At 56.0% G+C, this 20,964-nt stretch carries 18 protein-coding genes and 1 riboswitch; of the genes, 14 read left to right on the top strand and 4 right to left on the bottom strand.

The genetic code is table 11. From position 1 onward, the window contains the following. Positions 1 to 100: 100 nt before the first annotated feature. A complete protein-coding gene (locus tag WD823_RS11115; protein ID WP_368429564.1) occupies positions 101 to 1,009 on the top strand; it encodes a LysR family transcriptional regulator in 909 nt (302 codons plus the stop codon). Between the two features lie 92 nt (positions 1,010 to 1,101). On the opposite strand, the gene WD823_RS11110 is transcribed toward WD823_RS11115, so the two are convergent. The 4 genes from WD823_RS11110 to WD823_RS11095 all read right to left on the bottom strand — a co-directional run bounded on the left by WD823_RS11110 (position 1,102) and on the right by WD823_RS11095 (position 4,713). Next, positions 1,102 to 2,628, bottom strand: coding sequence for an FMN-binding glutamate synthase family protein (locus tag WD823_RS11110; RefSeq protein ID WP_368429563.1), 1,527 nt, complete (start codon positions 2,626 to 2,628; stop codon positions 1,102 to 1,104). A 58-nt stretch (positions 2,629 to 2,686) separates the two neighbouring features. After that, on the bottom strand, positions 2,687 to 3,226 hold the full coding sequence (locus WD823_RS11105; RefSeq protein WP_368429562.1) for a Smr/MutS family protein: 540 nt from the start codon (positions 3,224 to 3,226) through the stop codon (positions 2,687 to 2,689). Between the two features lie 89 nt (positions 3,227 to 3,315). Then, on the bottom strand, positions 3,316 to 4,266 hold the full coding sequence (gene trxB, locus WD823_RS11100; RefSeq protein WP_368429561.1) for a thioredoxin-disulfide reductase: 951 nt from the start codon (positions 4,264 to 4,266) through the stop codon (positions 3,316 to 3,318). A 102-nt stretch (positions 4,267 to 4,368) separates the two neighbouring features. Continuing rightward, positions 4,369 to 4,713, bottom strand: a complete 345-nt coding sequence (locus WD823_RS11095) for a hypothetical protein (protein ID WP_368429560.1) — start codon at positions 4,711 to 4,713, stop codon at positions 4,369 to 4,371. A 7-nt stretch (positions 4,714 to 4,720) separates the two neighbouring features. Between WD823_RS11095 and WD823_RS11090 the strand changes: the two genes are divergently transcribed. From WD823_RS11090 to WD823_RS11030, 13 genes are all read left to right on the top strand, one after another. Then, positions 4,721 to 6,970 (top strand): DNA translocase FtsK, encoded by a 2,250-nt coding sequence (locus WD823_RS11090; RefSeq protein ID WP_368429559.1) that lies wholly within the window; start codon positions 4,721 to 4,723, stop codon positions 6,968 to 6,970. A gap of 68 nt (positions 6,971 to 7,038) precedes the next feature. Continuing rightward, positions 7,039 to 7,689, top strand: a complete 651-nt coding sequence (gene lolA / locus WD823_RS11085) for an outer membrane lipoprotein chaperone LolA (protein ID WP_368429558.1) — start codon at positions 7,039 to 7,041, stop codon at positions 7,687 to 7,689. A 42-nt stretch (positions 7,690 to 7,731) separates the two neighbouring features. Beyond that, the gene (locus WD823_RS11080; protein WP_368429760.1) at positions 7,732 to 9,105 is read left to right on the top strand and encodes a replication-associated recombination protein A; all 1,374 of its coding nucleotides are present in this window, start codon (positions 7,732 to 7,734) and stop codon (positions 9,103 to 9,105) included. Positions 9,106 to 9,231: 126 nt separating this feature from the next. Further along, on the top strand, positions 9,232 to 9,702 hold the full coding sequence (locus tag WD823_RS11075) for a tetratricopeptide repeat protein (RefSeq protein WP_368429557.1): 471 nt from the start codon (positions 9,232 to 9,234) through the stop codon (positions 9,700 to 9,702). A gap of 160 nt (positions 9,703 to 9,862) precedes the next feature. Beyond that, positions 9,863 to 9,925: riboswitch (Fluoride riboswitch) on the top strand. A 35-nt stretch (positions 9,926 to 9,960) separates the two neighbouring features. After that, the gene (locus WD823_RS11070; protein ID WP_368429556.1) at positions 9,961 to 11,112 is read left to right on the top strand and encodes a cation:proton antiporter; all 1,152 of its coding nucleotides are present in this window, start codon (positions 9,961 to 9,963) and stop codon (positions 11,110 to 11,112) included. Positions 11,113 to 11,179: 67 nt separating this feature from the next. Beyond that, on the top strand, positions 11,180 to 12,472 hold the full coding sequence (serS, locus tag WD823_RS11065) for a serine--tRNA ligase (RefSeq protein WP_368429555.1): 1,293 nt from the start codon (positions 11,180 to 11,182) through the stop codon (positions 12,470 to 12,472). 277 nt (positions 12,473 to 12,749) lie between these two features. After that, positions 12,750 to 13,988 (top strand): glycosyltransferase family 2 protein, encoded by a 1,239-nt coding sequence (locus tag WD823_RS11060; RefSeq protein WP_368429759.1) that lies wholly within the window; start codon positions 12,750 to 12,752, stop codon positions 13,986 to 13,988. Then, the gene (locus WD823_RS11055) at positions 13,985 to 15,082 is read left to right on the top strand and encodes a hypothetical protein (RefSeq protein ID WP_368429554.1); all 1,098 of its coding nucleotides are present in this window, start codon (positions 13,985 to 13,987) and stop codon (positions 15,080 to 15,082) included. Before WD823_RS11060 ends, WD823_RS11055 begins: the two co-directional genes overlap by 4 nt. Before the next feature lie 23 nt (positions 15,083 to 15,105). Beyond that, positions 15,106 to 16,092 carry a hypothetical protein gene (locus tag WD823_RS11050; protein WP_368429553.1) on the top strand — a complete coding sequence of 329 codons (987 nt, stop codon included), beginning with the start codon at positions 15,106 to 15,108 and terminating at the stop codon, positions 16,090 to 16,092. 3 nt (positions 16,093 to 16,095) lie between these two features. After that, on the top strand, positions 16,096 to 17,979 hold the full coding sequence (locus WD823_RS11045; protein WP_368429552.1) for a hypothetical protein: 1,884 nt from the start codon (positions 16,096 to 16,098) through the stop codon (positions 17,977 to 17,979). Next, a complete protein-coding gene (wecB, locus tag WD823_RS11040; RefSeq protein ID WP_368429551.1) occupies positions 17,976 to 19,184 on the top strand; it encodes a non-hydrolyzing UDP-N-acetylglucosamine 2-epimerase in 1,209 nt (402 codons plus the stop codon). The genes WD823_RS11045 and wecB overlap by 4 nt, the downstream gene beginning before the upstream one ends. After that, positions 19,174 to 19,983 carry a YaiO family outer membrane beta-barrel protein gene (locus WD823_RS11035; RefSeq protein ID WP_368429550.1) on the top strand — a complete coding sequence of 270 codons (810 nt, stop codon included), beginning with the start codon at positions 19,174 to 19,176 and terminating at the stop codon, positions 19,981 to 19,983. The genes wecB and WD823_RS11035 overlap by 11 nt, the downstream gene beginning before the upstream one ends. Then, positions 19,973 to 20,815, top strand: coding sequence for a hypothetical protein (locus WD823_RS11030; protein WP_368429549.1), 843 nt, complete (start codon positions 19,973 to 19,975; stop codon positions 20,813 to 20,815). The genes WD823_RS11035 and WD823_RS11030 overlap by 11 nt, the downstream gene beginning before the upstream one ends. Positions 20,816 to 20,964 lie beyond the last annotated feature (149 nt).

The raw sequence follows: 20,964 nt of genomic DNA, 5'->3' as shown, positions 1-20,964 counted from the left end.
GTTGATAATGCACTGCAGAGAGAATAGTGGCTGACCTCCTGGAAAATTAGAGGGATAATGGTCACATCACTTGTGACTGCAGGGCACGGATAGGTTTGCCATGGATATTGCCACTCAGATGCTGATTTTCGCGCGCGCGGTTCAGGAGGGAGGTTTTTCCGCCGCCGCACGAGCGCTCGAGCTGACGCCTTCGGCCGTCAGCAAGCAGATCAGTCGTCTGGAGACCCGGCTCGGGGTGCGGTTGCTGAATCGCACCACCCGTCATATCAGCCTGACGGATGAGGGTCGTTTATTCTATGAGCGCAGCGCGCGCATCGCGACGGAAATCTCAGAAGCCGAGGAGTGGGTTACGGCCCTGCACGGAAACGTGCGCGGAACACTGCGCGTGGCCTCGACCGTCGCGTTCGCGAAAAACCGCGTTCTCCCCCTGATCCCGGAGTTCCTCAGCCGCTACCCGGAGCTGCGGGTGATTCTGGAAGTCACCGACCGCACCGTTGACTTGGTGGACGAAGGCGTCGACGTCGCCATACGTTTCACCGAGCAGATGACCGATCCCTCGCTCGTCGCGCGCCGGCTTGCCATCAACCGGCGCATCGTATGCGCGGCTCCGTCCTATCTCGAGGCGCATGGTGTTCCGCAGACCCCCGATGACCTGATGAAACACAATTGCCTGATGTTGTACACGGTAACCACCTTCAACGATTGGGAATTCGAAGGCCCCGAGGGCAGCCGTGTCCTGCATGTCTCCGGAAATTTCGAAACCAACAGCGCCGATACCGTTTATTACGCGGTGCTGGCCGGACTTGGCATCGCCCGGCTTTCGACCTATCTCGTCGGCGCGGACGTGAAAGCCGGTCGGTTGGTCCATCTTCTGCCGGCCTACGTCCATGAGAAGGCCTCGATTCTGGCGGTCTATCCGCATCGCCGGCACATGTCACCCAAGGTGCGGGCATTCATCGATTTTCTTGTCGAAAAATTCACCCCGGTACCGCCGTGGGAGGCGGACTGACACGAGGCGATCGATACCGTGTTATATATCTTTAAGAGTGCCCGCCGGATTCATGCTTTTTATTCGATAAAGTTAGGGTCTTCCTGGAAGGCTCAGTTGACGGTGTTCGGGGTACCAAGATCGGGCGCGGCCGTTTTGACTTCAGGATAGATATCGGCCAGCGAAAGACTCCGTCCGCTTTCCGTGACGACCCGCGCATGATAGCGCTTCAATCGCCGTGGCTCGGCCACGCCGCAGGAGTGCGCGATCACGCCCACCTCGTATTCCATGTTGCGCGCGTAATTGGCGACGCGTACGGCTTTGTTGGCCGGGTCGAGTCCGCGCTGCAGTTTCGGATTATGGGTGGTGATGCCGGTCGGGCAGGTGTCCTTGTTGCAGCGCAACGCCTGGATGCATCCCAGTGAAAACATGAATCCGCGCGCGGAATTCACGAAATCGGCGCCCAGGCACAGCGCCCAGGCGACCTCCGCGGGATTGATAAGCTTGCCGGAGGCAATCACCCGGATGCGATCGCGCAATCCATGCTCGCGCAGTTTATCCACCACGAGCGGGAGGCTCTCGCGCAGCAACATGCCGACGTTATCCATGAGGCTCATCGGTGCTGCGCCGCTTCCGCCGTCACCGCTGTCGACGGTGATGAAATCCGGCGCGCTTTCATTCCCGCGTCGCCTGATTTCGTCGGCGAGGGAATCGAGCCACCCGTAGGCGCCGATGACGGCTTTGAATCCGGTTGGTTTCCCGGTCACTCGACGAATGCGCTCGATTTGATCCAGCAACTCCCCAACGGTGTTGATGTCGGGGTGACGGTTCGGACTGATGGAATCCTTATAGGCCGGGATTCCCCGTATCCGCGCCACGTCCGGAGTGACTTTTGCTCCCGGGAGAATGCCGCCCTTGCCGGGCTTGGCTCCCTGCGACAGTTTAAGCTCGAACATTTTTACCTGATCGTGCGCCGCCACTTCGCGCAACTTTTCATCGCTCAGTATTCCGATCTCGTCGCGCACGCCATACTTGGCCGTGCCAATCTGAAAAACCAGATCGCAGCCGCCTTCGAGATGGTACGGGGACAATCCGCCTTCACCGGTATTGAGCCAACAACCCGCCATTTTGGCGCCACGCGAGAGCGCCTGAACGGCAGGTTTGGATATCGAACCGTAGCTCATGGCCGAAATATTGAAAAAGGAGGAGGCGATGTAGGGATGCCGGCAGTAAGGCCCGAAGGTCAACGGCTGTGGCGTAGAGGCGTCCACTTCAAGGGTGGGAAAAGGGCAATTGACGAAGATAATCGAACCGGGCGCACGCATATCGCGGGTGGAACCGAATGCCACGGTATTGCCCTTATCTTGCGCGGTGGCGGCACGGTAAACCCAGTTGCGTTCGGCGCGGTTGAACGGCATCTCCTCACGGTCGAGGGCGAAGAAATACTGCCGAAAGAATTCCCCGAGTTTTTCGAACAGCGGACGGAAGCGACCGATGACCGGAAAGTTGCGGCGTATGGCATTCTCGGTTTGGGTGATGTCCCGGATGAACAGGAAGATGACAATCAACACACCCGTGCCGACGACAAAGACAAACGCATAAGTCAGAATCTGCAGAATCGTGAACAGATTATCGTACATAACGTGTTCCTTCCGGCACGATTAATGGGGCGAATGATAACTAGACCGGCGATTCAAATCATATTCGTTTCAACAATACATAGACCGCCCCCGTGCCCCCGTCGTTCGGACGGGCGGAGCAGAAGGCGAGGACTTCGTCTTTCTGGCGCAGCCAGGAATTTACCTTCCCCTTCAAGACCGGCATTTTTCCCACCGAGCTGTGGCCTTTCCCGTGAATGATGCGCACACATCGCTTTCCCCGTTCGCGTGCATCACCGAGGAATTCATCAACGGCTTCACGGGCTTGCGTGACGGTGGCGCCATGCAAATCAAGCTCGGCTTCGATGGCATACTGTCCGCGGCGCAGTTTGCGGATAACCGTCTGCTGGAGTCCGGGGCGGACGTGCATAAGTTCCTCGCCGGTTTCGATTTCAGCCGAGTCGTATTCATCCGATAGCAGGCTGTTTATCACTTCCCGTTGATCGCGCCGGGTTTGTTCCGGCACCGGCTTGCGGCGGGGACGGTGGGGCGGGATCTTGTCCTGTTTTACCGGGCGGATCTTGCCGACGGCCTTGCGGAACAGGTCGGATTCATCGTCTTTTTCATCGCTCGCGGACATGAACCGGGCTCCACATGTTTCGCTTCCGAAGACCGGCAATTGAAAGCGGAAGGCATATATTAAGGTATCGTGGAAATAAGCGGCCTCTACTACTTGAGATCTTGCAGATAGCGATCCGCATCCAAAGCCGCCATGCAGCCGCTGCCGGCCGATGTGACCGCCTGGCGGTAAACATGATCCTGAACGTCACCGGCGGCAAACACGCCCGGTATGCTGGTGGCGGTGGAATTTCCCTGGTCGCCACATCTGGTCTTGATGTAACCGCCCTGCATTTCAAGTTGGCCTTCGAACAGGGCGGTGTTGGGCAGATGTCCGATGGCGATGAATACGCCCTGGACGGACAGATCTTTTTTCTTGCCGGTTTTATCCTTGATGCGTAAACCGGTGACGATTTTCCTGTCGCCGAGAATTTCATCCACCTCGTTGTTCCACTCGATGTTGATGTTGCCACCTTTGGTCTTGGCCATGATCCGGTCCACCAGAATGGCCTCGGCCCTGAATTTGTCGCGCCGATGCACCACGGTAACGTCGGACACGATATTGGAAAGATAAAGCGCCTCTTCCACGGCGGTGTTGCCACCGCCGACGACCGCGACTTTCTGCCCCTTGAAAAAGAACCCATCGCAGGTAGCGCAGCCGGAGACACCCTTGCCTTTGTAGGTTTCTTCCGAGGGCAGACCCAGATATTTCGCCGAGGCGCCGGTCGCGATGATCAGCGCATCGCTGGTGTATACGCCGGAATCCCCCGTCAGGCGGAAAGGTTTCTGTTTGAGCTCCGCCTTGTTAATGTGATCGAAAATGATTTCGGTTTTGAATCGCTCCGCATGTTTTTGCATCCGCTCCATCAGTCCCGGCCCTTGCAGGCCTTCGACATCGCCAGGCCAGTTGTCCACGTCCGTGGTCGTCATCAGTTGACCTCCCTGCTCCATGCCGGTGATGAGGACGGGAGCCAAATTGGCGCGCGCGGCGTAGATCGCCGCGGTATATCCGGCGGGTCCGGAGCCCAGAATCAGCAGCCGGCAATGTTTAACCTTGTCCATGATGAGGCGACTCCGTTGAGCGACAGGAACGTTTGATGGGCAACATTCACGGAAGTTCTTCTCGCGGCGCACCCTGCGGCAACCGCAATCGTCGCGCCTATGTTACGCCATGATCATAAAGCCGGTAAAGAAAACCAGCGCCATGGGACGATCGTGACGGGTCCATTTCTCGGATAATCGATCCGCTGATCCAAGCTCGACAAATTCTTGCGTCGTCGACAACAAACGTCCTTGCCTTGCCCGCTCCGACAAGATGGGAAATGATCCGAATGTCGAGGGTTTGTAACCAAGCAGCGGGTTGGTGATCCAGCGCCGGCCACGACCATTAATAATTGGCGCAAAGCCCTGAAAAATGGGAAAATCGCCCGTTCTCGACGACATGCTAAGGAAGGTTGTGACGCAGGCAATCCGAAAAAAGACCAGCCCTTCGCTGACACCGCGCATCATTCGCCTATTGCGAGAAGCGGCTTTGTATGTGCTCGGAGCTGTCGCCCTCTACATCCTGTTTTCGCTCTGGACCTATTCCCCCACGGATCCATCGTGGTCGCATCTCGGCTCCAGCGATTCGGTGGCGAATACCGGGGGTCCCGCGGGTGCCTGGTTCTCGGACATGCTCTTCAATCTGTTCGGCTATGTCGCCTACCTGTTTCCGCTGCTGATCGGATTCTCCGGCTTGCGCATATACTGGCACCGGAAAGATCCGACCTCGCCGGGGCTCAAGCAACGGTTTCTGTTGACGGGAAGTTTTATCGGCGCCCTGATCGGAGCCTGTGGACTTGCCAGCCTGCACTTCGTGCAGGGGAAAACCGGAATGCCGTTTGCCAGCGGCGGTTGGCTGGGTAATGCCGCGGGCTTCTGGCTGGCGTCAAAATTCAGTTTCACCGGCGCCTCGCTGTTTTTGCTCGCGCTGTTCCTCGCCAGCGTTACCGTGTATACCGGTCTGTCCTGGTTGAAGCTCATGGACAATATCGGCCGCGGGTCATTCCTCTTGGCTGACGGGATCTATCGTTCTTCCTCCACGCTGATCGACCGAATCATCGGCATGCGCGCGCGGCGCGAACGGCGCGAGGTCGTCGAGGACGACCTCAGGGTTCTGGAACGACACACCCCGCCGCGCATTGAGCCCGTAATCACCAAGCCTGTGCCCGGCCGTCGCCTGGAGAAGGAAAAGCAGGTGCCGTTGTTCGATCTGCCCGTAACGCCGGGGGAGTTGCCGCCGCTGTCTTTGCTCGATCCGCCGGAAAAGGACAAGGCGCCGCAATTCTCGAAGCAGTCTCTGGAGACGATGGCGCGATTGCTCGAGAAAAAACTGCTCGATTTCGACATTGAAGCGCAGGTCGTCGCGGTCCATCCGGGTCCGGTCATCACGCTGTTCGAGATCGAACCGGCCCCGGGGATCAAGGCCTCGCAAATCACCAATCTGCAGCGCGACCTCGCGCGTTCATTGTCCGTGGTCAGTCTGCGTGTCGTGGAGAATATCCCCGGCAAGACCTCCGTGGGCATCGAGATTCCCAACGAAGTGCGCGAGACCGTACGCCTGTCCGAGGTGCTGGCTTCGCAGGCCTACGAAGAATCCATGTCGCCGCTGTCGCTTGCGCTCGGCAAGGACATCAGCGGCAACCCGGTCGTGGTGGACATCGCCAAGATGCCGCATTTGCTTATCGCCGGCACGACGGGTTCCGGAAAATCGGTGTGCATCAACTCGCTGATTCTGAACCTGCTGTACAAATCCACGCCGGAAGACGTGCGCATGATCATGATCGATCCCAAGATGCTGGAACTGGCGGCGTATCAGGGCATTCCGCAATTGCTGGCCCCGGTGGTGACGGACATGAAGCAGGCGGCGAACGCCTTCAAGTGGTGCATTGCCGAAATGGAACGCCGCTACCGCCTGATGGCCGCACTGGGCGTGCGCAATTTGGCCGGGTATAACCGCAAAATCAAGGATGCGCAGGAAGCGGGTATTCCGATCACCGACCCGCTGGTTCAGCCGGGCGAGGCGGGAATCGAGCTCAATACACTGCCGCTTATCGTCATCCTGGTGGACGAATTGGCCGATTTGATGATGGTGGTCGGGAAAAAGGTCGAAGAACTCATTACCCGTCTCGCGCAAAAGGCGCGCGCCGCCGGGCTGCATCTGGTGTTGGCGACGCAGCGCCCTTCGGTAGATGTCATCACGGGACTTATCAAGGCGAATATCCCCACGCGCATTGCGTTTCAAATGTCCGCGCGCGTGGACTCGCGGACCGTGCTCGACCAGATGGGCGCGGAACAACTGCTTGGGACCGGCGACATGCTGTTCCTGAATCCCGGGCAACCGCTGATGCGTGTGCACGGCGCCTTTGTTGCCGACCAGGAAGTGATCAAGGTCACGAATTTCCTCAAGCAAGGCAGCACGCCGGTGTACGACGAGCAGATTCTGAATGGCGATGCCGGTGTCAACGATCAGGGCTTCCTCCATGATGAAGGCAGCGGTGGAGACGGTGGGGGGAACGGCGAGGCCGACCCCTTGTACGATGAAGCACTGAAGATCGTCACCGAAACCCGCCGCGCCTCCATCTCCGGCGTGCAACGCCGCTTGCGCATCGGATATAACCGCGCCGCCCGCCTGATCGAGGAAATGGAGCGCGCCGGCGTCGTGGGTCCGCTCCAGCCCAACGGCAGCCGAGAAGTTCTGGCCCCTCCGCCACCGCGAACCGGTTAAATGCTGCCGGCAGAATATTCTTCCCCCTGCGGGGGCGATAAGCCAACCGATTCTGAACCGGTTTTTTCATGACCAAGACCCATCTCATGTTAGCGTTCCTGCTGGTGCTCGGAATCGCTCCTGTTTCCGAAGCCGGTAAGGCGAAAACCGGCACCGACAGCCTGCACCGTTTCTTCAAGGAAGTGCACAGCATCAGCGCGCGCTTCACCCAGGTGGTTATGGACGAATCGCGCCAACCGATCCAGGAATCGTCGGGCACTTTGTGGATCCAGCGACCCAACAAATTCCGCTGGGATTACGAATCGCCGTACCAGCAGGAAATCGTCGCGGATGGCAAACGCATCTGGGTGTACGATGCCGGACTACGGCAGGTGACCGTTCGGCCATTGACGAATGGCCTGGCCGATACGCCGGCCATGCTGCTTGCCGGCAAGGGACGGCTGGAAGATAATTTCAGAATCAATCCGCTCGATGAAAAGGATGACCTCGAGTGGATGCTACTGACACCCCGGCGCAAGGACAGCGGCTACCAGAATATCCGCATGGCATTTTTACAGGGCAAGTTACGTGTAATGGAGATGATTGACGGGCTCGGCCACACGACACGCATGACATTCGAAGCGGCAAGGGAAAATACCAGGATCGATCCGGATCGATTTACTTTCACGCCGCCTCCCGGCGTAGACGTAGTGGGTGGACAAGAGGCAAAAGCGCCTTGAGCACTCTTTCCATCCGGTATCATTAGCGTGGCGCTCACGGACATGCAGGATCTTTTCCCGGAAACGCAGATAAAGCCCTGGCAGCCGCTCGCGGACCGGATGCGGCCCCGGCGACTGGACGATTTTTTCGGTCAGGCGCATTTGCTGGCGCCGGACAAGCCACTGCGTCAGGCGATCGAGGCGGGCATCCTCCATTCGATGATCTTTTGGGGTCCTCCCGGGACCGGCAAGACCACGCTCGCGCGCCTGATCGCCCAGCGCACCGAATCGCGGTTCATCGCCATCTCGGCTGTTTTCGCCGGGGTGAAGGAAATCCGCTCCGCCGTCGAAACCGCCAAGCAGGCCCAGGCGGAGGGACATCCGACCGTGTTGTTCGTCGATGAAGTGCATCGGTTCAACAAGGCCCAGCAGGACGGTTTTCTGCCCTATGTGGAAGACGGGACACTCACTTTTATCGGGGCCACGACGGAGAATCCCTCCTTTGAATTGAACAATGCCTTGCTTTCCCGCACGCGTGTTTACGTGCTCAAGGCCCTGACACCGGAGGAGATTCGGCGGGTTATCGACCGCGCGCTGACGGACGAGCAAGCGGGTCTGGGATCGCAGCATCTGGAAATGCCCCAGGAAGCGCGCGAACTGCTGGCGCGGGCTTCCGATGGCGATGCACGCCGGGCGTTGAACCTGCTTGAAATCGCCGCTGACCTGTCGGTGAAACAAAATGACAGGCAGGCGATTCCGGTGTATTTGATCAAGGAGGTGATTGCCGGGGGCGTGCGGCGTTTCGACAAGCAGGGCGAGGCATTCTATGACCAGATCTCGGCATTGCACAAATCCGTGCGCGGTTCCGATCCGGATGCCTCTTTATACTGGTTTGCGCGCATGCTCGACGGTGGATGCGACCCGCTTTACATCGCGCGGCGCGTGGTGCGCATGGCCTCGGAAGATATCGGCAACGCCGATCCGCGCGCGTTGCAATTGGCCTTGAATGCCTGGGATGTCCAGGAGCGCCTGGGCAGCCCGGAAGGCGAACTCGCAGTCGCTCAAGTCATTGTCTATCTTGCCTGTGCCCCCAAGAGCAACGCGGTATACACGGCCATGACGTCGGCGATGAAGGATGCCAGCGAGGGCGGATCGTTGGAAGTGCCGCTGCATTTGCGCAACGCGCCGACCCGGTTGATGAAAGAGCTTGGCTATGCGAAAGATTATCGCTATGCGCACGACGAAGCGGAGGCCTATGCCGCCGGCGAGAACTATTTCCCGGAGGAACTGGGCAAGCGCCAGTATTATTTCCCCACCGCGCAAGGACTGGAAAGTAAAATAGCCGATCGTTTGGCGCATTTGCGCGAGCTTGACCGCAAAGCCCGTGACGTAAACTTAAAACCGGAGAAAGCAAATCCGGAAAAAATCCGAAAATGATTAAATGATTTATTATTATCCATGACAACGACAATAAAATACTCAATCTTTGTTTGCGCCATATGCTTTGCATCGGCGCCCGTCGTGGCCGGAGGGCTCGCCACACCGGCAAAATCTCCGCCGGCAGTGTCATCGTCCTTATCGCCATCGCCAACGACGAAGACACAGAAACCTGCAAACGTCGAGTTCGAAAAGGGTAACACGGCTTATCATGCCAATGAGTATGCCAAGGCACGCCATTTATGGCTGCCGCTGGCGGAACAGGGGCATACTCAGGCGCAATATGCCGTCGGACGTTTATACGAAAAGGGGGAAGGTGTTGCACGGGATTTTGCGACAGCGGCCAAATGGTACCGGCTGGCCGCGGAAAAAGATCATGCCGACAGCCAGTACCGCCTCGCGGTCGGTTATGCGTATGGAATGGGGTTGACGAAAGACGAGTCTTTGGCATTGGCGTGGCTGCGCAAGGCGGCAAACAACGGACAGAAACGCGCACAGAAGACATTGGGACGGGCCTATGAAGAAGGCCGGCTGGGCCTGACCGCGGATCCGGATAAAGCCAAGTACTGGTATGAAAAAGCCAACTCCGGCTCATGATGAAACAAGAACATCCTTAACCCGATTGGTCAGGCGTCATTTTCCGTTCAAGGACGTTTTTCCGCCGGGTTACGTTGTTTCCCGGCCGGCGCGGGTCAGCATGAACTGACGTGCCGGCGCCGGCAGGTAGTTGCATCTGTCCTGCCGGCTGCCTACCATGAAAGTGTCAGGAGATGGCATTCCTCCTTTAACCGCCCGAGCGGCTGATGATGCCTACAAGCATCGTTCCCAACAAACGGCATGTTCGAGGAGGCATTTATGCACGCTGACGTAGCGCCGCTCGTTGTCGGCATTCTTATCTTTATTTCCAGTCTGATTTCCCTCAAGCTCGGTCTGTCGGTCGCCATTATCGAGATCACGCTCGGCGCGGTGGCGGGCAATCTGGGTTTGGAAGCGCAGCCGTGGATGAACTATCTCGCCACGTTCGGCGGCATTCTGCTGACGTTCCTGGCCGGCACGGAGATCGACACGCAGTTGATGCGTGCCAAGTTCAAGGAAAGCTTCCTGATCGGCGCCTTGTCTTTCCTGCTGCCATTCGCCGGCGTGGCGGCTTTTACTTATTACGTCAGCGGATGGGACCTGAATGCATCGCTGATAGCCGGCATCGCGCTGTCGACCACCTCGCTGGCGGTTGTCTACGCCGTGCTGGTCGAAACCGGCTTGAACAAGAGCGAACTGGGCAAGATCATCATGGCCTCCACGTTCATTACCGACATGGGCACGGCGCTGGCGTTGAGCATTATTTTCATCAAACCCACGCTTTACACCGCCGCATTTCTGGCGGTGTCCGTGATCGTCATTGTGGGGGCGGTTGGCTTCTCGCACCGCGTACTGGAACATCCCCGCCTCAGGAACAAGGTGATCGAGCCCGAGATCAAGTACATCTTCGTGCTGCTGTTGATATTCATCTATTTTGCCAACTTGGGCGACGGGCATGCGGTGCTGCCGGCCTTCCTGCTGGGCCTGCTGATGTCCAAGCATTTCACCGAGTCTTCCACGACCAAGGAACTGCGCAATCGGCTGCGCACGGTCGCCTATGCGGTGATTACGCCGCTGTTCTTTCTCGTCGGCGGTATCAAGATATCGTTTACCCTGATTGCGTCGGCGCTCGGGCTGTTTCTCGTGCTCTTTGCGCTCAAAATGCTGACCAAATTCATCGGGGTGTATTTCCTCGCCAAGCGCTATCTGCCGCACGGAAGTATGTACACCACGCTGCTCATGAGCACGGGGCTGACCTTCGGCACTATCGCCAGCGTATTCGGGTTCAACACCGGATACCTGAACCAGATCCAATACTCGGTGCTCGTGGGAGTCGTGATCGCCAGCGCCGTGATCCCGACTTTTGTCGCGCAACGCTGGTTCATGCCCGTCCACTCCGAGGATATCGTTGACGTGAATAACGGCCGCTGATCGCGTGATGTTCTTTCTGTGCATCGTGGTTTTGCGTACAATATTTGTTGGACAAGAATAAATCGCCATGCTCGACCCAAAACTGCTCCGCACCAACCTCGAAGAGGTCGCGCGCCTGCTCATCCGCCGTGGTTACCGGCTGGACACGCAAGCGCTGGCCGCGCTCGAGGAAAAGCGCAAGAAAGCGCAGGTGATCGCCCAGCAGTTTCAGAGCGAACGCAATGCAAAATCCAAAATGATCGGTGCGGCCAAGTCCAGGGGAGAAGATGCCTCCCGCCTGATGCAGGAAGTGGCGAATATCGGCACGGCACTCATGCAGTCGGAAAACGAGCTGGCGCAGATACAGAATGACATCGGTGAAATCGCGCTGGGAATTCCGAATATTCCGCACGACAGCGTGCCGGATGGAAAGGACGAGAACGACAACAAGGAAATCCGGCGCTGGGGCGAACCGCGTCTATTCGATTTCACGCCGAAGGATCATGTCGATCTGGGCGCTGCCTTGGGCATGATGGATTTCGACGCGGCCACCAAGATCGCCGGCGCGCGTTTCGTGGTCATGAGTGGCGCTCTGGCGCGCCTGCACCGCGCGCTCATCCAGTTCATGCTCGACTTGCACACGCGTGAGCATGGCTATACCGAGACCTACGTCCCGTATCTGGTCAATGCCGACAGCCTGCGCGGCACCGGCCAGTTGCCTAAATTCTCACATGACCTTTTCGTACTGCAAGGCGATCAACATTATTACCTCATCCCGACGGCTGAAGTTCCTGTGACCAACATCGTCCGAGATGTCATCGTCGATGATGAATACATGCCACGAAGATATGTCTGCCATACTCCGTGCTTTCGCAGCGAGGCCGGTTCTTACGGCAAGGACACGCGCGGCATGATTCGGCAACACCAGTTCGAGAAAGTCGAGCTGGTTCAGGTTGTCCGTCCCCGGGATTCCTACGCGGCCCTGGAGGAATTGACCCGTCATGCGGAAAAAGTTCTACAGGATCTCGCATTGCCGTATCGCGTGGTCGAGTTGTGCGCGGGCGATCTGGGATTCGCCGCCGCCAAGACATACGACATTGAAGTCTGGCTGCCGGGACAAAACAGGTATCGGGAGATTTCCTCGTGCAGCAACTTCGTGGATTTTCAGGCGCGGCGGATGCTGGCGCGCTGGCGCAATCCCGATACCGGAAAGCCGGAGCTGGTGCACACGCTCAACGGTTCCGGGCTTGCCGTGGGCCGTACGCTGGTCGCTATAATTGAGAATTATCAGGACCAGGATGGGAACGTCCGAATACCGGCGATCCTGAAGCCCTATTTTCCGGAAACAGATGTAATTTCGGCATCCTCCCTACTATTATGATAGTAATTCTTCTCAATTACGGCGGGATGCGGCAGAGCGTTGCGCGACGATGTCATTTAACAAAATAATTCGGTCAAGCCTGGTATTTATCCTATTCACCTTCAGTGCCCATGCCTACGCGCGCCAGCCGGATGAAAATACCCATCATAAGAGCTCGGAATATCTGATCGCGGCGAATCAGCCGGATTCAACAACTGCGATACCGTACTCCCTGCCGGCGGCCTTTGAAGCCGAAACGGGTAATGTCCCGCACCACCGGCCGTGGTACATCAAATTAATGCTTTATACCCTCTACTTTATCGTGGGGCTGATTGTCATCTACACCATCCGTCACTATTGGTTCACTTATAACCGGTTGTTTGGTGCCCAACGGCATCCCTATCTCGACGTCGATGCGGCCGATTGGCCAAGCGTGACGGTTTTAATCCCCGCGCATAATGAAGAAGCCGTTATCGCGCACAATCTCGACGCGCTGCTCGAGGTGGATTATCCGCCGGAGAAACTACGTCTTATACCTATCAACGACCGTTCCACGGACAGGACAAGGGAAATCATTGACGATTTCGTGCGTCGTTACCCGGGCCGGATTTTCCCGCTACACCGTCAAACGGGGAAACCCGGCAAGGCGGCCGCGCTCAAGGATGCCACGGAAAGTGTTACCAGCGAGATCGTGCTGGTATTCGATGCCGATTACCTTCCGGGTAAAGGGCTGATCAAGCAATTGACCGCGCCCTTTTTCGATCCTGAAGTAGGCGCGGTCATGGGAAGGGTTGTTCCGCTCAATGTTGACCATAACCTGTTGACACGATTACTGGATCTTGAACGGTCGGGCGGTTATCAGGTTGATCAGCAGGCGCGCATGAACATGCATCTGGTACCGCAATACGGCGGAACGGTGGGCGGGGTGCGTATGCAGGCCCTGACCGCCGTCGGTGGATGGCGCGACGACACCCTCGCGGAGGACACGGACGTTACTTACCGGTTGCTGCTCGGTGGATGGAAAACAGTTTACCAGAACAGGTCCGAATGTTATGAGGAAGTCCCGGAAGACTGGCGTAGTCGTGTCCGTCAGGTAATGCGCTGGGCAAGCGGACACAATCAGGCGACCGTGCGTTACAGCCTGCCGCTGCTGTTTAACCGGCGTGCCAGCCTGCTTGAAAAGATCGACGGCCTGTTATTGCTGGGCGTTTACGCCATGTCTCCCGTTCTATTGATCGGCTGGATGCTCGCCATCATGCTTTTTTTTCTCGGTGAAAATACCCTGCATGGAATTATCGCGATCCTCTCTTTGACTTCTTATAGCGCTTTGGGCAACTTTGCCGCTTTCTTCGAGATCGGTGCAGCCGTACGTCTGGACGGCCATCGGAAAAGAATCCGTCTTTTGGCCTTTAATATTCTCGGATTCCTGGTGAGCCTCATATCCGTATCCCGCGCCACTTTTTCTCAGCTCCTTACCCGGCGAAATGATAATAAGCTGGTCTGGCACAAAACCGAACGGTTTCGGAGATCTCCGTGAGTGCTTCTTTGGCCATTATTTTATTGCTGGCATCCACGCTTACCTTGCTGCTGCTGCCGTTTCTGCCGGGGCTTATCGTGTTGTGGCGCAAACAGGACGCCACGCCCTTGCGTGTCGTGCGCAGCGACGATGTGGATCCGCGCTATTTTGCCCGGAGGTTTCGCGCCTACATCCGGACAAATCTGGAATCGTCGATGCACGGTTCCCGGAAAGCCGGCGATCGGCAAGAGGGACTGCTCGAGGGGCGGACACCGTATCTCCTCGTTACTGGCGAAAATAAACTCAAGCTTAGTGAACAGGAAGTTCAGGATCGAGAGATAAGCAGAATGCTCGTATCAAATGCAGACCTGATCCTTCCTGACGATCTGATTTTCAGTCTCGAGCTATTCGCGGGACGAACGGTGCGGGGCGGCGAGCGCAATATCTATCGTGCGATACTGGCCGATGGCGATATCGTAATCGGCGCCGAAAGCATGCTGCTCCGCTGGATGCACGCAGCCGGAAATGTCAAGGTTGGACCCAACTCGTTGCTGCATGGGCGAGTGTCTTCCGATTCGACGGTCAGACTTGAATCGGGCTGTCGCTTCGAGCGGTTGCATGCGCCGCGAATCGAATTCGGAAAGCCGGAATCGTTCAGCCGGCCGGTTAAACGGCTCAACCCGCTCGAATCGCACGAGGTTCGGAATCTTGCCGACGTGACAGGCCGTCGCTGGCTTATCGATCATAAATCAGAACTGCCATCCGGCCGTATCGTCAATGCCGACATAGTGTTCACGGGAGAAGCGTGGATTGGCGCGGGTACGCACATTTACGGCAGCGTGAAAGGACATAAAGATATCTTTCTTGGCGAGGGTGTTCGCATCATGGGCAGCGTGGTGAGTGTCCATGACATTTACGTCGGGGCGGGTTGCGAAATCCACGGGCCCGTCTTGTCGGAAAAGAGCGTCAATGTGGGGAGAGGCGCGATAATCGGCGATTCCCGATCGCCTACGACTATCAGCGCCAAGAATATATACGTTTCCCTGGGCGCGGTGGCGCATGGAACGGTATGGACGCGTTTAAATGGCATGGTCAATGGAGCTGCAAGCGCATGAGTTATCTTTGCTGCATAAGCCTGATGATGCTGACCTACGCCGGTATCGACGACAAGGCCGGCGAATTCGTTGCCAAGCGCTACCAGCAACCGGATGGCGCGATTACGGTCTATGTGGACGGCGATAATGTCGATCCCTATTTTTCCATCAAGGCACTGCTTGCCGCGCATGCCCACGGCCTTGATATAAGAAGGTCTGCCGAGGCATGGATTGAGTGGTTGATTCCCAAACAGTTATCGGACGGGCGATTCGAGCGATACTGTCGTCAACCGGGAGAGACATGGCAACGCTGCGCTCCCGCAGACGCCGATGATGCGTTACTCGCCCTGTGGTTGGAGCTCCTGCACGCGCTATCGCCCGACAATGGCCTTCCGGCACGATGGCGGCAGAGCGCGACTCGGGCCGAGAAGCATCTTTCCACGCTGCTTGATCGAGAGCTTGGAGTGTATCGCGTATCGCAAGAGCAACCAATCGCTCTGCTTATGGATAATGTCGAGGTCTATGCGGCACTCGCGGCCGTTGCCCGGCACCAAAAGCGCTTCGGCCTGCATGCAAAATCACGGAAGACGGCAGTCAAGGCCAAAAACCTCCGACGGGCCATCGATCGCGTATTCTGGCAATCAAATCTGCGTATGTATCGCGCCTCATTGCACGAAGAACCGGTAGACAGGTTTTATCCGGATATCGTGGCGCAAATTTATCCCTGGCTCGCCGGCATGAATACGCCCGCAGGGAACAAGCTGAAAGAATACATGCGCTGGCGTGAACAATATGCGCAAGACTGGCTCACGCTTGAACTGGATGAATTCCCATGGGGACTGGTCGCACTGGCGTCATTGAAATTCCACGACAGAGAGACGGCACTCAGATGGTTTGAATCGGTTTCGCCGCTGCGTCACAGCCATCGCTGGAATATTCTGGAAGAGGCGGCCTATCAAGTCATCGCTTTCGATCTTTGCTGCAGGTCTGTCTCCTATTTCGGCGCCCACATGTTGCGCGAAGAATCATAAGACATGAAAACATTCTCAGCTCGTACGCTCGGTCTCTACGCGGTACTTGTTGCCGCTGTCCTGTTATCGCTGTTTGGTTATCTGACCAGGGAATCGGAAACCGGCAGTAAAGTTGAAATCTTGTTATTGGTGTCGGATCCGATACCGAAAGATGATCCGCGTGTCACCATCTGGCAAGACGCCGCTGCCGAAGAGGGGATGCTCCTCGCTGTCATGCATGACAGCGAGTTTCTTCGCCCATGGATCGACCGTTCGGCATACGCCGGGATCATATTGCCGGATCATGTGCATACCGTTGTCAGCGAAATCCTGTATCACGAATTGCATGATTATGTCGAGCATGGCGGGAAACTGATGCTGGTTTACGATGCCGGCACCAAGTCCCAGAACAATACGTATTTTCCCGGGAAATCTATATTCTCCGGCATGGCCGGGATTGACTATGCGTTATATGACCGGTTACGCGATCAAACTATCGTCTTGGGCGCGATCCAGGGTACGAAAGAGAATTTGGACATGCTCCGGATCCCCCCGGGTAAATTCGTTCCATCATCGAAAATTCAGAATCCGCATCCCTTGCTCGCGGACAATAAGCCGGTAGTAGTCGGGGGATGGCAAACCATCACGGGGTATGAATATCAGGAGTTTCGTTATCCCGGGTTTGTCACGGGTAATGTATATAGCGGGGAAGCGCTGCTGTTTTCTCCCGCAACCGGATTGGTCGCGGGCTATCGATCGTACGGGAAGGGCGGCACATTATTCGTTAATCTCCCCCTCGGTTATCTCAAGGGACGAACGGATGGCATATTGCTGCACGGGTTTCTAAAGTATTTTGCCGTTAACGTGCTGAGCTTGCCGGTATTGTCTTCGGTTCCGAATGGAACCGGCGGCTTGATTATGAACTGGCACGTCGATTCCAATGCCGCGCTGAAACCCATCCAGGACATAGAGGCGCTGGGCATTTATTCCCAGGGACCTTATTCCATTCATGTAACCGCCGGACCCGATGCGCGGAAATTCAACGACGGCCTGGGTCTCAATGTTCCCAAAAACCCGGCGTTCCAAAAATGGTTGCGGGAGGAAGTGAAGCGTGGAAATACCATCGGCAGCCACGGTGGATGGATTCATGATTATTTCGGGCTAAACGTAAGCGAGGATAACCGGGAGGAATTTGAAAAATTTCTGGTATTGAACAAACAGGCTCTTGAGGAAGCCTCCGGCACACCGATGCTGGAATACTCCGCGCCACAGGGAAATCAGCCGGAATGGGTCACGTCCTGGCTCGAAAACCAGGGATTTCTGGCCTATTACTTCACCGGTAACACGGGTATGGGCCCGACGCGCAGTTACCGCGATGGGCGGTTGACGCACAGGCGAATTTGGTCATTTCCTATCCTTACATACAAGGACGTTGCCTCGTTTGAGGAGATGACCGAAGACAAGCTATCCCCCGGAGAGGTGACGAAGTGGCTCGTGGCGGTGACTGATTTCAGCGTACGCCATCGGGTTGCCCGGCTTATTTATTTCCATCCTCCCGGCATGATGTCTTATCCCCGCGCCATGCGTAGCTGGTTATTGCATACCGCAGGAATGAAACAACGCCAACTGCCGTTTCAGTGGTACACGATGACCGATTTGGCGCGATTCCTCGATGACAGAGAAAAAGTGACATGGAAGGTGGATCGGGAAAATGAAACGCGGGTTTTTACGGCGGCTCACCCGGTGAATCTGTCGCGGCAGACATGGATTTTGTCCAAGGCGATGTACCGCCGCCCGGCTGTCATAAATGGAAACGCGGAAGTATCGGAAGACCGGCATGCCTGGTTTGTTGTCGCCAAGTCGGGAAAGCAGCTCAAATTTAAATCTGAAAGCAGCGCGCAAAAATGAAACCAGTGAAAATCCTGCTCTGCATGGGCACGCGGCCCGATATTATTAAAATGGCGCCGGTCTATCTTGCCCTCAAACAATCGGTTCACGAACCCATGGTGCTGCACACCGGACAGCACGATGCCATGTCACGCCCGCTCTATAAATTCTTTGGCATCGAGCCGGCATATCTGGTCGATCTGCCTCGCGAGCGCGACTCCTTGGGGCATTTATGCGCCACCATGATCGACTATATAGACGACGTGTTAAATTTTGCGCTACCGGATGTTGTACTGGTGCATGGCGACACGTTATCCGCCCTGGCCGCGGCCATGACGGCCTTTTATCACCGGATTCCCGTTGGGCACGTGGAAGCAGGATTGAGATCGCATATCGATGACGACCCGTTTCCAGAGGAAATGACGCGTGAACTCATCGCCAGATTGGTCAGATGGCACTTCGCGCCCACGGCGCAGGCGGTAGAAAATCTCAAGGCTGAAGGGATTGCGCCAGCGCGCATTCATCTTGTCGGAAATACCATTGTGGATGCCGTGCATTGGGGAATTTCCCACCTGGAGAATTATTTTTCCGAAGCGCGTGAAGTCGATCAATTACCGCGCGACCGGGTTCAACAGGCACTCGATCATCATCGTCTGGTGCTCGTAACGGCGCACCGCCGCGAGAACTGGGGCAATAAAATTATCAGTATCGCGCGCGGAGTGCGCCAAGCGGCGCAAGCATGCCGTGATTTGCTGATACTCTGGCCGGTACATCCTAACCCCATCGTGAGCGCCGCCGTGCACGAGACCATGGATGGGCTGGAGGTTGAGGTACGAAGCCGTATCTGGCTTACACCGCCGCTTAATTATCCTGAACTGCTCTGGGCGCTTCAGCACGCTTGGCTCGTACTTACCGATTCAGGAGGGATCCAGGAGGAGGCGGTTGCCGCCAGCGTACCGGTTTTGGTGCTGCGCGACACAACTGAACGCCCTGAGTTGATAACCGTGGGCGGCGGCGCCTTGATCGGCACGGCATCGGAAAGTATCCAAAGCTGGGTGCTTAAATTGACTGAAGATACCAGGCAATATAAATCCATGCGTAATACAAAGAATCCATTTGGCGACGGGAAATCGGGGGAATCCATCGTTAGGATTCTTTCTGCCGATCTGACATCGGGTGCCGGAAACAAATTGCAGGATAACAAGAAAAATCAATATGGATCGTGATATCAAGCCTTGTAAGTCAAGATTTTCGTTCTTTTTGGTTGGATTCCTGGCTAGCCAGTTAGCGCATGCCGCCGGTACAGCTTTAGAGCAACCTGTTGGCTACGTGGAAGCAGGAGCCAATTATCATCATTTGACCGGTGGCTTTGATAACTGGCGTGGCGTCTACGCCAAAGGCGTTTGGCAGGGTTACAGCGATCAGGTCTGGAACTGGGAAATCCTTCGCCAAAGCGAGTTCAACGATCATGGAACTTATTTTACGGGCGGTTTTTCGCATACGTTCGACGAAGACTGGTTCGTCACGGCTTCGGCGGGGGCCAGTAGCGGAGGATTCTTTTTTCCCAAGCACAGGTTCGATATAGCGATCAATCGAAAATTGCTGCCGGATCGGAATCTGGTGACTACTTTGGGTATCGGGTACATCACCGCGCGAGATATCCATCGGGATCGAATCATATTGTTGAGCGCCGCCTATTATTTTGACACGCCATGGGTAATCGAAGGCGGTGTCCGCATGAACCACAGCACACCGGGTTCGATCGATGCCAACAATTACTTTATTGCCGTCACGCAAGGGCAGGATAAGAAGCGATATCTGACGCTGCGAATCGAATCCGGGCGGGAAGCCTATCAGCTGATCGACGAGTCATCGACTCTCGTCGATTTTCACAGCGACTTGATCAGTTTGACCTGGCGTGAGTGGCTGCAACGGGGCTGGGGTCTGAACGCTACGATCGAGCATTACAGCAACCCCTTTTATAACCGCAATGGGGTAATCGTCGGTGTCTTTCGTGAGTTCTGAGAAAGACGTTGAAGCGAACCATGCAAGTCTGTCCCGACGGCGTCGCATGGAATTGCTGCGGCATCACGGTTTTTCCGGAGGGGTGATAACCAAGCATCGTGCGCTTCTGACTCTGCCGCTTAAACCTGCCGAGGGTTGGATGGCGATGTTTCTGGCAGTACTGTTGCTGGCTGGATGGTTGATGCTGCTTCGATGGGTAAATGCCGCCTGGACCTGGGGCACGTCGTATTGGTCGGATGTGCTTTTCGAAGGGGCCGCCGTGAAGCATAAAGGCTACTCTATTGGACCTTTACTGCGCATTGAAGTCCCGTATCTCGATATCACCGCGGGTGTTCCTGACAGTGGTGCATGGTGGATGGCGCTGTTGTTAACCACCTTAACGGTGCTGATCTCCTTCATCATTCCCAGGCGGCAAATGCCGGTTATTTATTTGCTGCGCGCGCTGGCCTTTATTCAAACCTGTTCCCTGGCTTATTTCGCGATAAATCCGGCGTACTTTCCGTATACCGTATCCGATTATCAATCCGGCATGCTGATGGCTGGATTGTTCGTGATATCTCTCGTTCCGGTGCTGCTTGGAGCCACATATTATATTTTTGACTTCGGATTGCCAAAAAAACTTCTTTTGACGGTGATCACCATGTTTTACCTCGGTATCCTGATACCCATGCAGTATCTGGTGCATGTGTATTTGATACAACAATATTCCATGTTGTTTATGCCGGTACTTTTCTTTTTTTTCGGTTTGCCGCTGGATATCTTTGTGTTCATTGCATTTTACGCTTGGGGCATGAGCTGGAGAAATAAACGTGCTAAGTCGGTATTTCGTTAACGTTGCAACCTGTAGTTTTCCCAATTGATCAGCGTATGATTGGAGTTCAAGCTATTCCGCAACGGATACTGTTCAAATATCCAATGCGGTAATCCGGAGATGACGACGTCACGCCTCATCATGTCACAGATAGTCCACAAGAATTATTT

Source organism: Sulfuricaulis sp., from assembly GCF_040901545.1.
GTDB lineage: Bacteria > Pseudomonadota > Gammaproteobacteria > Acidiferrobacterales > Sulfurifustaceae > Sulfuricaulis.
The sequence above is the reverse complement of the archived record's forward strand: the minus strand, read 5'-3'. Positions and strand labels throughout refer to the sequence as shown.